The organism is Calidithermus terrae, assembly GCF_003574345.1.
GTDB lineage: Bacteria > Deinococcota > Deinococci > Deinococcales > Thermaceae > Calidithermus > Calidithermus chliarophilus.
In genome coordinates this window covers 1-11,991 of record NZ_QXDL01000130.1, presented here as the reverse complement: position 1 = coordinate 11,991, position 11,991 = coordinate 1, and the positions used below count along the sequence as shown (strand labels likewise).

General features: G+C 69.4%; 11 protein-coding genes. 3 read left to right on the top strand and 8 right to left on the bottom strand.

All coding sequences use genetic code 11. The features are described from left to right. Nucleotides 1–164: 164 nt before the first annotated feature. The 5 genes from Mterra_RS14075 to Mterra_RS14055 form a co-directional block, all read right to left on the bottom strand. Nucleotides 165–1,442: an LCP family protein gene (locus tag Mterra_RS14075; RefSeq protein WP_245971636.1), complete on the bottom strand. Its 1,278-nt coding sequence runs from the start codon at nt 1,440–1,442 to the stop codon at nt 165–167. 311 nt (nt 1,443–1,753) lie between these two features. After that, nucleotides 1,754–3,622, bottom strand: coding sequence for an ABC-F family ATP-binding cassette domain-containing protein (locus tag Mterra_RS14070; RefSeq protein WP_119315750.1), 1,869 nt, complete (start codon nt 3,620–3,622; stop codon nt 1,754–1,756). 53 nt (nt 3,623–3,675) lie between these two features. Continuing rightward, complete coding sequence (locus tag Mterra_RS14065; RefSeq protein ID WP_119315749.1) at nt 3,676–4,233, bottom strand: dihydrofolate reductase; 558 nt, start codon at nt 4,231–4,233, stop codon at nt 3,676–3,678. Nucleotide 4,234: 1 nt separating this feature from the next. Further along, the gene (locus Mterra_RS14060; protein ID WP_119315748.1) at nt 4,235–5,029 is read right to left on the bottom strand and encodes a thymidylate synthase; all 795 of its coding nucleotides are present in this window, start codon (nt 5,027–5,029) and stop codon (nt 4,235–4,237) included. A gap of 148 nt (nt 5,030–5,177) precedes the next feature. Next, nucleotides 5,178–6,215 (bottom strand): LacI family DNA-binding transcriptional regulator, encoded by a 1,038-nt coding sequence (locus Mterra_RS14055; protein WP_119315747.1) that lies wholly within the window; start codon nt 6,213–6,215, stop codon nt 5,178–5,180. Between the two features lie 97 nt (nt 6,216–6,312). On the opposite strand from Mterra_RS14055, the gene Mterra_RS14050 reads away from it, so the two are divergent. The 3 genes from Mterra_RS14050 to Mterra_RS14040 all read left to right on the top strand — a co-directional run bounded on the left by Mterra_RS14050 (nt 6,313) and on the right by Mterra_RS14040 (nt 9,034). Then, entirely contained in the window at nt 6,313–6,882 is a 570-nt protein-coding gene (locus tag Mterra_RS14050) for a glycerol-3-phosphate acyltransferase (protein ID WP_119315746.1), read from the top strand. 139 nt (nt 6,883–7,021) lie between these two features. Beyond that, entirely contained in the window at nt 7,022–8,179 is a 1,158-nt protein-coding gene (gene mqnE, locus Mterra_RS14045; RefSeq protein WP_119315745.1) for an aminofutalosine synthase MqnE, read from the top strand. Between the two features lie 21 nt (nt 8,180–8,200). Then, nucleotides 8,201–9,034: a menaquinone biosynthetic enzyme MqnA/MqnD family protein gene (locus Mterra_RS14040; protein ID WP_119315744.1), complete on the top strand. Its 834-nt coding sequence runs from the start codon at nt 8,201–8,203 to the stop codon at nt 9,032–9,034. On the opposite strand, the gene Mterra_RS14035 is transcribed toward Mterra_RS14040, so the two are convergent. The 3 genes from Mterra_RS14035 to purU all read right to left on the bottom strand — a co-directional run bounded on the left by Mterra_RS14035 (nt 9,019) and on the right by purU (nt 11,810). After that, complete coding sequence (locus Mterra_RS14035; RefSeq protein WP_119315743.1) at nt 9,019–9,435, bottom strand: hypothetical protein; 417 nt, start codon at nt 9,433–9,435, stop codon at nt 9,019–9,021. The genes Mterra_RS14040 and Mterra_RS14035 overlap by 16 nt on opposite strands. A 103-nt stretch (nt 9,436–9,538) precedes the next feature. Next, nucleotides 9,539–10,786 carry a S1C family serine protease gene (locus Mterra_RS14030; protein ID WP_119315742.1) on the bottom strand — a complete coding sequence of 416 codons (1,248 nt, stop codon included), beginning with the start codon at nt 10,784–10,786 and terminating at the stop codon, nt 9,539–9,541. A 163-nt stretch (nt 10,787–10,949) separates the two neighbouring features. Then, nucleotides 10,950–11,810: a formyltetrahydrofolate deformylase gene (gene purU / locus Mterra_RS14025; RefSeq protein WP_119315741.1), complete on the bottom strand. Its 861-nt coding sequence runs from the start codon at nt 11,808–11,810 to the stop codon at nt 10,950–10,952. Between the last annotated feature and the right edge of the window lie 181 nt (nt 11,811–11,991).

The window sequence follows — 11,991 nt, the reverse complement described above, 5'->3', positions numbered from 1 at the left end:
GCCCTCCCCGCCCCGCGCGCGGGGCGGGGAGGGTTTATCCCCCCTGGCCCCCCTTGCTAAGGGGGGTAAACAAAGGGCGTTTAGCGTTTAGCGTTTAGCGTTTTGCGTTTGGCGTTTGGCGTCTTGCGTACGACGTAGGACGTACGACGACGACCCGCATCCGTTCACCGCCCCGAAGCCAGCATCCGCTGCCCCAGGTCCTTGCCGATGGTCACGATCACGTCGGCCTCCTCTGGGGAATCGGGGTCTTTGTGGAGCTCGGCGATGCCCAGGAACTGCTGGATCTCGCGGGCGCGGGCCTCGAAGGCGGCCTGCTTGTAGACGACCCTCGAGACCTCGCTCGCCTCGCGCGCGGTGTCGGTGCGCTGGACGCGGTAGCCCTGCTGGCCCAGGCGGCCCGCGGTGGCCCGGGCCACCCCGCCGAGCCTCGAGGCGTTGTACACGTTCACCCGCACCAGCCGCCGCCCGGCCGCCTCGTCGCCCTTGAGGAGCCAGTCCACCAGCGCCTGCGAGCGCTCGCGGTCGAGGTTGTAGTAGTAGGCCCCGCCGAAGTAGCCCCCCTGCCCCGGGAGGGTGGTGCTTTGCAGGTCGCCCAGCCCCGAGCGCCCTAAACGCACCCCCAGGGCCAGGATCTGGGGCCTGGAGAGGTCGGTCTCGACCTCGCGGAACACCACGTCGGCGATGGCCTCGAGGCGCAGCAGGTTTTGCGGGGTGGTGGCCTGCTGGGCGATGGAGCGCACGAGCTGCTGCTGGCGCTCGGTGCGGCGGATGTCGCCCTCTTCCTTGGAGTGCTTGACGGGGTAGATGGGGACGCGGTTGCCCCAGCGGTCGAGCTTGTAGGTGTTGACCTCGCGGAAGCGCACGAAGCCCACCGCCTGCTCGCCGTTGATGAACTGCCGCCCCTTGGGCAGGTGGATGTGCAGACCGCCCCAGTTGTCGTCGTAGTGCATCTCGTCGATGGTCTCGACCCACACCCCGCCCAGCGCGTCAACGATGTTCTTGATGGCGGTGTCCTTGATGACGGCGTGGTGGTCGATCTCGAGGCCGAAGGTGCGCTCGAGGGTCTGCTTTAAGAGCTCGACCCCGCCCCGGCTGAAGGTGCCGTTGATCTTCCCGCCGACGCCGTCGGGCGCGACCACGTAGGTGTCGCGCGGCACCGAGACGGCCGCCGCTTGGCGCTTGGCGAGGTCGAGCGAGAGCAGCATGATGGTGTCGGCCCGGGCGTTCTTGGTGTAGGGCATGCCGCGCGCGTCGCGGTTGTAGTCCTTGCCCACGATCAGGACGTTGACCCGCTCCTTGCCCAGGAAGAAGTCCCGCGGCTGCTGCACGATGCGGAACAAGGTAGCGGGGGAGGCGTTCCCCGCCACCCCCGAAACCGTCTTGTAGACCCAGCCCACCCCGACCAGGACGGCCAGGAGTAAAACCCATCGCACGATACGCATGCCCATCGCCCCTCGAGGGCCTGCCGCCCTCTCAATCCCCCACCTTAGCAGATGAGGATGAAAATCATGGCGTATTCGCGGGCGTAGCCGGCGGGTGCTCAAGGGCTCGCGGCGTGTGGCTCGTGCCGCGGGCTCGCGGGGAACTCCTGCCCGCCGGCGTCAAGGGCCGAGGGCCAGGGCGTTTTGCGTCCCGCGTTTTGCGTCTTGCGTTTGGCGTGATGCGTACGACGTAGGACGTACGACGTACGACCCGCGCTTTGCGTTCGGCTATCAGTTATCGACCATCGACCATCGACATCCGACATCCCACGCTACACGTCCGCCAACTCCCCCCAGCGCGCGTAGAACCCCTCGAGCCGCTCCCGCAGCCCGGCCTCCTCGGCGGCGATGCGGGCATAGTCCTGGGGGGTCAGGCCGGGCTGGTTGGCTTCCGCGTGCAAGGCGCTGAGCCGGGCCTCGAGCTCGGCGATGGCGGCCTCGAGGCGCTCGCGCTCGCGCTCGAGGTGCCACTTGCTCTTCTCGCGCTTGGGCTGGGGCTTGGCCGGGGCGGCAGGCGGGGCCGGGCGGCTGGGCTCGGGGACCACGGCCACCTTGCGGCGCTCGAGGTACTCGCCGGGCGGGGCAGGGTAGTCGTCGAAGCGGCCGTCCCGCACGTGCCAGGTGCGGGTGGCGAGCTGGTCGAGGAAGAACAGGTCGTGCGAGACCAGCAGCAAGGTGCCCTCGTAGGCCAAGAGGGCCTGCTCGAGCGCCTCGACGGTCTCGAGGTCGAGGTGGTTGGTGGGCTCGTCGAGCACCAGCAGGTTGGCCTGCTGCAGCGAGAGCGAGAGCAGGGCCAGCCGGGCCCGCTCCCCCCCCGAGAGGTTTTTTACCTGCTTGAACTGGGCCTCGTAGGGGAACATCCAGGCCCCCAGCGCGGCGTGGGCCTTCTCCCCCAGCAAGCGGTAGAGCGTCTCGAAGAGGGTGAGCTCGGGGTCGAAGCCGGAGAGCTTCTGGTCGTAGTAGCCCACCCGAACGCCCGGTCCGGTGCGGACGCGCCCGGCGGGGTCGTCGGAGGGGAGCTGGCCCAGCAGCACCTTGACCAGGGTGGTCTTGCCCGCCCCGTTGGGGCCGATCACGGCGATGCGCTCGCCCCTGGAGACCAGCAGGTGCTCGAGGTCGAACAGCACCCGCCCCCCGAAGCCCTTGCGCAGGTGGCTGGCCTCCAGCACCCGCCCGGGGCCGGGGGCTTCGACGGGGAAGCGCATGCGCACCACCGCGTCGGGGCCCTCGAGCTCAGGGGGGGCCTCCTGCAGGAATTGCTCCATGCGGGCCTCGAGGCTGTGCATCCGCCGGGCGTGCTTGGCGCTCGAGGGCGCCCAGCGGCGGGCCTGCTCGAGGATGCCCTCGCGCCGCTCCTTCTCCTTGAGCCAGTTGGCGTACTCGCGGGCCTCCTGCTCCTCCTGCGCCGCCCGCTGGGCGCGGAAGGCCGAGTAATTGCCCTCGTAAAAGCGCAGCCTGCCCCGCCGCAGCCAGGCCACGCGCCGGGTCACGCGGTCGAGGAAGTTGCGGTCGTGGGAGATGGTGACGGCGGCCCCGCCGTAGCCGCTTAAAAAGCCCACGAGCCAGTCCACCATCTCGAGGTCGAGGTGGTTGGTGGGCTCGTCCAGGAAGAGCGCGTCGGCGCCGGAGAGCAGCAAGGCCCCCAGCGCCAGCCGCCGGGCCTCCCCGCCCGAGAGCACCGCCACCCGCTCGCCCTCGCGCCCCTCGAAGCGCAGCCCCTTGAGCACCGACTCGTAGTTGGAGCGCCGCTTGTACCCGCCCAGCGCCTCGAAGCGCTCGTGCAGCTCCTCCCAGCGGTGGTAGACCTCGGGGTCGGCCAGGCCGGTCTCGAGCCGCGCGAGCTCGGCCTCGAGCCGCTCCAGCCGGGCGAAGCCGCTCTTGAGCACGCCCTCCACGGTGTCCCCGGGCCCGAAGCGGGGGTCCTGCTCGAGCAGCTCGAGGTAGACCCCCTCGGGCCGGTGCACCCGCCCGCGCACGGGCTCGAGCTCGCCCGTCAGCAGCCGCAGCAACGTGGTCTTGCCCGAGCCGTTGGCCCCTACCAGCGCCAGCCGGTCGCCGTGGTAGAGCTCGAGGCTCACCCCTTCCAAGAGGTCGCGGGCGCCCAGGGAGTACTCGAGGTTTTCGGCAAAGACCACGCGCACGAAGGCCAGTTTAGCCCAAGGGCGGGCAGCCGTCAGCCGCCAGCGCGAGCGGGTCAGGAAAGGGGGGTCTCGTGGTGCGGGTGGGTCAGAAGGCGTGGGCGCTCGCGGTCGCGGCGCTCGAGCGTGAGGAAGCTGTAGGCGTAGGCGTGCTGCCCGTCGGGTTCGTGGTCCTCGCGCGACACCTCGCGCCACGCGCTGGGGTCGAAGTCGGGGAAGAAGGTGTCGCCCGCGACCTCGGCGCGGACGAGGGTGAGGTGGATGCGGTCGGCCAGCGGCAGGGCCTGGGCGTAGAGCTCGGCGCCGCCGATGACGAAGGTCTCGCGGGGCCCGGCGGGGTCGTGGGGCGCTGCCTCCGCGACCCGCAGGGCGGCCTCGAGCGAGTTCACCACCAAGCAGCCCGGGGCGGAGTAGTCCGGGCTGCGCGTGACGACGACGTTGGTGCGGCCCGGCAGGGGCTTGCCGATGGACTCGTAGGTCCTGCGGCCCATGACGACCGGGTGGCCGGTGGTGAGCCGCCGGAAGCGCTTGAGGTCGTTGGGCAGCCGCCAGGGGAGGCCGCCCGCGCGGCCGATGACGCGGTTCTCGGCCATGGCGACGACGAGCGAGAGCACGCTACACCGCCACGGGGGCCTTGATGGGGGGGTGGGGGTCGTAGCCGACGAGGGTGAAGTCCTCGTAGACGAAGTCCTCCAGCCGCTTGCGCTCGGGGTTGAGGATCATCCGCGGCAGCGGGCGCGGGGAGCGGGTGAGCTGGAGCTGGGCCTGCTCGAGGTGGTTGAGGTAGAGGTGGGCGTCGCCCAGGGTGTGCACGAACTCGCCGGGCTCGAGCCCCGTGACCTGGGCGATCATCAGCGTGAGCAGGGCGTAGGAGGCGATGTTGAAGGGCACGCCCAGGAAAACGTCGGCGCTGCGCTGGTAGAGCTGGCAGGAGAGCTTGCCGCCGGCGACGTAGAACTGGAAGAGCGCGTGGCAGGGGGCCAGGGCCATGCGGGGCAGGTCGGCCACGTTCCACGCACTCACCACCAGCCTGCGCGAGTCGGGGTTGCGCCGGATCTCCTCGACCACCCAGGCGATCTGGTCGTAGGTCCGCCCGTCCGCCCCCTCCCAGCTCCGCCACTGCTTGCCGTAGATGGGCCCCAAATTGCCCTCAGGATCACTCCATTCGTCCCAGATGCTCACCCCGTTGGCCTTGAGGTAGGCGATGTTCGTGTCCCCGCGCAAGAACCACAACAGCTCGTGGATGATCGACTTCACGTGCAGCTTCTTGGTCGTCACCAGCGGGAAGCCGGCGCTCAGGTCGAAGCGCATCTGGTAGCCGAACACCGACTTGGTGCCGGTCCCGGTGCGGTCGGACTTGAGGGTGCCGTGCTCGAGGACGTGCCGCAGGAGTTGGAGGTAAGGCTCCATCGCCCGCATGATAACCCTGGAAGGGGGAAGCCATCAGCCGCCCGCCGAAGCCCCGTGGCCCGTGGTCCGTCAAAGGCCGAGGGCCCAGACCCGGGCATTTCGCGTAGGACGTACGCCGTAGGACGTACGACGCACGACCCGCCCCCGGCTACCGGCTCTCGATAACCTGCGCCCCCAGCGTCGAAGCCCGCTCGATGAGGTGGGGCTCGAAGCGCACCTGGCGCGCCTCCGCGCGGCGGTTTTGCAGGCGCTCGAGCAACAGCCCTGCGGCCCGGGCGCCCATGGCCTCGACCGGCTGCGCCAGGGTCGAAAGCCCGTGCTGGGCGGTCCAGGGCTGGCCGTCGAAGCCCAGTAGCCGCACGTCGTGGCCCAGCTTCAGGCCCAGCCGCTCGACCTCCTCGAGCACCCCCAGCGCGATCAGGTCGGCCCCGGCGAAGATGTTGAAGGGGAGTTTGTAGTGGCGCAGGAAGCTCTGCAGGGCCAACCGCCCGCCCTCGGCGGAGAGGCGGGTGTTGAAGATCTGGTCGGGGTTGACGGTGCGGCCGGCGAGCGCGGCCCCCTGCTGGAAGCCGGCGCGGCGCTCGGCGAAGACGGTGTGGCTGAAGATGCGGTCGATGTCCTCCTCGACGGTGATGAAGAACAGCTCGCCGGGGAAGCGGGCGAGGTACTCCGCCGCCAGCTTCCCGCCCAGGAAGTTGTCCATGAACACCGAGTCGTAGTTGGGGTTGCGCGCGTCAACGAGCACCACGGGCCGGTCGGTGGGGAATTGCCCGCCCACGAAGTGCTCGGTGAGGTCGTAGGAGGCGACGATGAGGCCGTCGGTCTGGTAGGCGAGGGTGTTGGAGCGCAGGTAGCGCTCGAGGCGCTTGGGCGTGATGAGGGGGAAGAGTGCGAGGTCGTAGCGCTCCTCGGAGAGGGTGGCCTCGAGGCCCTCGATCAGGCGGGTGTAGAACTCCGTCGCCACGAAGGGCAGCAGCACCGAGACCGTGTAGCTGCGGCCTCCGGCGACCCGGCGGGCGTGGGGGTTGGGCGCGTAGCCCAGGTGCTCCATGGCCTGCTGCACCCTCGCCCGGGTCTCGGCCCGCACCGAGGGGTGGTTGTTGATCACCCGGCTGACGGTGCCGATCCCGACCCCGGCCATGTGGGCCACTTCGTGTATCGTGGGTTTGCGTTTGGCACTCGTCACAGTGATAACCCCTGCCCCGGTTTTAGGTCCAGCTTACGGAGCTTATACTAACACACCGTCGCGCGCACGCGCCCTTCAGAACGGAGAATTTTAGAAAATGGACGCGGTACTGGTTGTGCTCGCCTACCTCATCGGTTCCGTACCCTTCGGCATCGTCGCGGGAAAGCTGCGCGGCATCGATCTCACCGAGCGCGACGTTCCCGGCGCGTCGGGCACCTTCCGCCAGTTGGGCCCGGCCTGGGGCATGGCGGTAGCGGTGCTGGACGTGCTCAAGGGCATGCTGATCGCCTACCTGACCAGCTTCACCGACGCCCCGTGGGCCCTGCCGCTGATGGCCGCCGCGCTGGTGGTCGGCCACAACTGGCCCCTCTACTTCGGCTTCCGCGGCGGCGGGGGGATCGCCCCCACCGTGGGCTTCTTCCTGTGGCTGCTCCCGCAGCTCACCCTCACGGCCATGGCCCTCGGCCTCACCGTAGCCGCCCTTTACTGGCAGCTCTACTGGAAGCGCACCCGCCGCAGCCTGTACCCCATCCCGGCCGGGGCCGTGGTGGGCTACCTCTACGCCCTCTTCGCGCTGTGGGGCAAGCCCCAGGTGTTCCCGGCCTTCCTGCTCGTGAGCGTGGTGGTGGCGATCCGGGGAATCCGGATCGTGCAGAACAAGTGGTGATCGTACGCCGGGTGCGGGTCGCAGTCCTACGCAGGACGTAGGACACGCGTCTTGCGTCCTGCGTCGCACGCCTCGGCCCCGGCCGCTAAGTAACCCACGTACCAAGTTTCACGATTTCAGGGTGCTAGGATGAGGGCCGATGAACCGGGTACTTGACCCCAAGCTGCTCCCCGTGGTGGAGAAGGTCGAGCGGGGCGAGCGGCTGAGCTTCGAGGAGGGGATGCTGCTCTACCGCACCCCCGACCTCAACACCCTGATGCGGCTGGCTAACCTCGTGCGCGAGCGCAAGCACGGCGACAAGACCTTCTTCGTGCACTCGTTGCGGCTGGAGTTCACCAACATCTGCTACGTCGGCTGCACCTTCTGCGCCTTCGCCGCGCGCAAGGGCGACCCCCGCGCCTGGGACTACGACCCCGACGCCGTGGTGGAGAAGGTGCGCGAGAAGTGGGAGCCGGGCATCACCGAGCTGCACATGTCCAGCGGCCACCACCCCAACCGGCCCTGGAGCTACTACCCCGAGATGGTCGGCAAGCTGCGCGAGGCCTTCCCCACCCTGCAGGTCAAGGCCTTCACCGCCGCCGAGATCGAGCACCTGTCGAAGATCGCGAAGAAGCCCACCCTCGAGGTGCTGCGCGAGCTGAAGGAGGCCGGGCTGGCCGCGCTGCCGGGCGGGGGCGCCGAGATCTTCGCCGACCGGGTGCGCCGCCAGATCGCCAAGAACAAGGTCAAGGCCGAGAAGTGGCTGCAGATCCACCGCGAGGCCCACGGCCTGGGCATCCGCACCAACGCCACCATGCTCTACGGGCACATCGAGACGCTCGAGGAGCGCCTCGACCACATGGACCGCCTGCGCCGCCTGCAGGACGAGACCGGCGGCTTCCACTCCTTCATCCCCCTGGCCTTCCAGCCCGACGCCAACGACCTCGCCAAGAGCCTGGGCAAGACCGAGTTCACCACCGGCCTCGACGACCTGCGCAACCTGGCCGTCGCCCGCGTCTACCTCGACAACTTCGACCACATCAAGGGCTACTGGGTGATGATCTCCTCCGACTTGGTGCAGGTCTCGCTCGACTGGGGCGTCTCCGACGTGGACGGCACCATCATCGAGGAGCACATCGCCCACGCCGCCGGCGCCACCAGCCCGCTGGGCCTGTCGAAGCAGAAGATGGTCGAGATGATCCAGAGCGCCGGCCGGGTGCCGGTCGAGCGCGACGCCTTCTACAACGTGGTCCGGGTGTGGAACCAGCTCCCGCTGGTGCCCGAGAAGGCCAAGGCCCTAGCCAAGGCCCGCGCCTGAACCGCCGCGCCCGGAGCCCCCATGCCCGACTACGTGCTCGGCGTGCCCCGCTACGCCAACACCGCCCCCCTCTACCACTTCCTGGAGCAAGGCGACGGGATCGCTTTCCGCTACGGCGTGCCCACCGAGCTCAACCGCTGGCTGCTCGAGGGCAGCGTGGACCTGAGCCTGGTCTCGAGCTACTTCTACCTCGCCAACGCCGACAAGCTCCGCCCCCTCCCCGACTTCTCGGTGGCCGACTTAGGGCCCGTCTACTCGGTCAACCTCTTCCACACCCGTCCCTGGAGGGAGCTGAGGTCCGTGGCGCTCACCACCGAGAGCGCCACCAGCGTGCGGCTGCTGCGCTACCTGCTCGAGGCCGACGGCGTCGAGCCGGAGTACACCGGCGAACAGGGCGGCCTCGAGCTGCTCGAGCGCTACGACGGGGTGCTCCTCATCGGGGACCGGGCGATTGCCACCTACGCGGGGCTGCTCGAGCGCATCCCCGAGTCGGTGCACCACATCCCGCGCGAGTTCACGGGGCCGCAGGGCGCGCGCCTGTGGGTCAGCGACCTCTCGATGCAGTGGTACGAGCGCACCCGGCTGCCCTTCGTCTTCGCGGTGTGGGCCACCCGGCGCGACGAACCCCCGCCCCCCGAGGTCGTGCGGCGGCTGCGGGCGGCGCGCTCGCTGGGGCTGGGCAACCTGGCCGCCGTGGCCGGCACCGAGGCCGAGCGGTTGGGCGTGCCCGAGCGCCTGATGCAGCACTACCTGTGGAACTTCCGCTACCACCTCGAGGCCCCCGACCGGCTGGGCCTACAGACCTTCGCCCGGGCGGTGGGCCTGCCCTACCCCGGCGACTACTGGGACGTGTAGCGGCCGGCCACCCGGGCCATCGCCATCAGCTTGAGCACCCCGGCGGCCACGAAGCCGGTGAAGCCGGGGTCGGTGGCGCGCTGGAGCACCGCCTCCCAGATGCCCTCGGGCTCGGGGGGCGGCACGGGGATGTCGTGGGGCCACACCGAGGTGTCGGCCTCGTGGCTGGCGGGGTCCTGCAGGTTCCACTGGGCGATCCAGCCGTCGAGGGCATCGACGTAGTCGTTGAGCCCCTCGATGGGCCAGGTCAGGAGCGTCACGCGGATGTCGAACATGGCCTCGTCGTGGTCGGCGACGGCGGGAGGGTTCTGCAGGCGCTGTTGCACGAAGCCGGGCAGCTCCTGGAGCGCGGCTTCGTAAAACTCCTGCCACGACTGTTGCCAGAGGGTCTCGAGGCTCATCACCCTAGCATTTTGAACCCGCCCCGGCGTCCGGGGCGGGTATTTGATCACGCGAATTTGGTGCAAATGTCACAGGCTGCCGGATTAAACCTGCTCCGCGGCGTCAGCGGCCGGGCAGCGGGACGATCTGGGGGGCCACCTTGACCTCCAGCGTCCGGCCGGCGCGCCAGACCTTGAGGGTGATGGCCTCGCCCTCCCTCTTGCCGTTGAGCACCAGGCGCAGGTCGGCGATGTCGCCCAGGGTGCGGCCGTCGGCCTCGAGCAGCACGTCGCCGTCAACGCCGATCTCCTCGCCCTGGCCGGTGGGGGTCTGGACGAAGATCTTGCGCTGGGCGGCCCGCAGGCCCGCCTTGGCCGCCGGGCCGTTGGCCTCCACGCTCTGCACGATCAGGCCGTACTCGGGCAGGTTGAAGCGCTGCCGCAGGCTATCCGTCAGGGCCTGCACGGGGAAGATGGTCACGCCCAGGCGGGGCCTCGAGGCGGCCAGGGCCTCGGCGTTGAGCGTCTTGCCGGCCTTGAGGTCGGGGAGGTACTGCTTGGCGACGTTGATCGGGATGGCGAAGCCCACCCCCGCCGACTGCGGCGTGCCGCCCACCAGCCCGGCGTTGGTGTAGATGGCGGTGTTGATCCCGATGACCTCGCCCTTGGAGTTCAGCAGCGGCCCGCCCGAGTTGCCGGGGTTGATGGCCGCGTCGGTCTGGATCACGTTGGGGACGAAGCCGTCGGCCCCGCCCACCGCGCCGGGGTTCTTGCGGATGGCCGAAACGATGCCCTCGGTGACGGTGAACTCCAGGCCGAAGGGGTTGCCCATGGCGATGGCCTTCTGCCCCACCTTGAGGCCGTCGGAGTCGCCCATCTTCATGGGCTTGAGCAGCGCGGCCGGGGCCTCGACCCGCACGAGCGCGATGTCGAGGGCGGGGGCGGTGCCGATCACCTTGGCCTTGTACTCCTTGGAGTCGTTGTGGAACTTGATGGTGATCTCGTTGGCCCCCTCGATGACGTGGTAGTTGGTGAGGATGTGGCCCTCGGCGTCGATGACGAAGCCCGAGCCCACCCCGTCCTGCTGGCGGGGCTGGTCGAAGAAGGGGCGCAGGAAGTCGGGGACGTCCTGGTAGCTCGTACGGGAGACGGTCCGGGTGGAGACGAAGACCACGCCGTCCCCGGAGTTCTGCACCACCTGGACGGTGTTCTGCTCGTTCTGTAGGAAGCCCTGGGCCTCGTTGAGGGGCGCGACCTGGGCCTGCGGGGCGGCGGGGGCGGGGGTCTGGCTGCGGGTCATCCCCCACCACAGCACCCCCCCGGCGATCACGGAAAGTACGCCAAAGGTCGCGGCGGAAGTCTTCAGCGACATGCTCGTTCCTCCTGATCCTGAGAGTAGGCAGGCGGTGTGAAGATGAGATGAAGGCGCCGTGTGGGAAAGCGCTGCCCCATCGCCTGAGTCAAGGCTTATCCTAGCGCGGACCCGGCGCGCCAATTGAAAACCACGGCGTCATTGCCCCGGCCGGGCGGCGGGCTCAGGCGAAGACCACCGTCTTGTTGCCGTGGACGATGACGCGGTCCTCCAGGTGCCACTGCACCGCCCGGGCCAGCACGGTGCGCTCGAGGTCGCGGCCCAGCCGCACGAGCTCGGCCACGTCGTTGCGGTGGGAGACCCGCGCCACGTCCTGCTCGATGATGGGGCCCTCGTCGAGGGCCTCGGTGACGTAGTGCGCGGTGGCCCCGATCAGCTTCACCCCCCGCTCGTAGGCCTGCTTGTAGGGGTTGGCCCCGACGAAGGCGGGGAGGAAGGAGTGGTGGATGTTGATGATGCGGTTGGGGTAGCGCCCCACGAAGCCGGGCGAGAGGATCTGCATGTAGCGCGCGAGCACCAGCAGGTCGCAGCCCTCCAGCAGCCGCAGCATCTCGGCCTCGGCCTGCTCCTTGGTCTCCTTGCTGACGGGGACGTGGTGGTAGGGGATGCCGAAGCGCTCGACCTCGCCGCGCAGGTCGGGGTGGTTGGAGACGACCTGGGTGAGCTCGCAGGGCAGCTCGCCGTTGGCGTGCCGCCACAGCAGCTCGTTGAGCGCGTGGTCGTACCGCGAGACCAGCACCGCCACCTTCTTGAGGTCGGCGGCGTAGCTGATGCGCCAGTCCATCTCGAAACGCGCCGCCACCCGCTCGGCGAAGGTGCTCTCGAGCACGCCGCGCGGCACGTCGAGGTGGGGGGTCTGGAACTCCAGCCGCATGAAGAAGGTGCCCCCCTCGGGGTCGGTGGAGTGCTGGTCGAGCGCGGTGATGTTGGCGCCGTGGTTGAAGAGGAAATTGGAGACCGCCGCCACGATGCCGGGGCGGTCGGGGCAGGTGATGAGCAGCCTCGCGGTGGTGTCGCTCTGCATCCGGACTAGGCTAATGGCTGGGGGGCGGATGCTCAAGGGTGTCAATGGTCGATAGCTGATAGCTGAGCGCGGGTTGTACGTCGTACGTCGTACGTCCTACGTCGTACGCAAGACGCCTTGTCACCCCCTTAGCAAGGGGGGCTGGGGGGATACCCCTCCCCGGGCGCGGGGAGGGGTATCC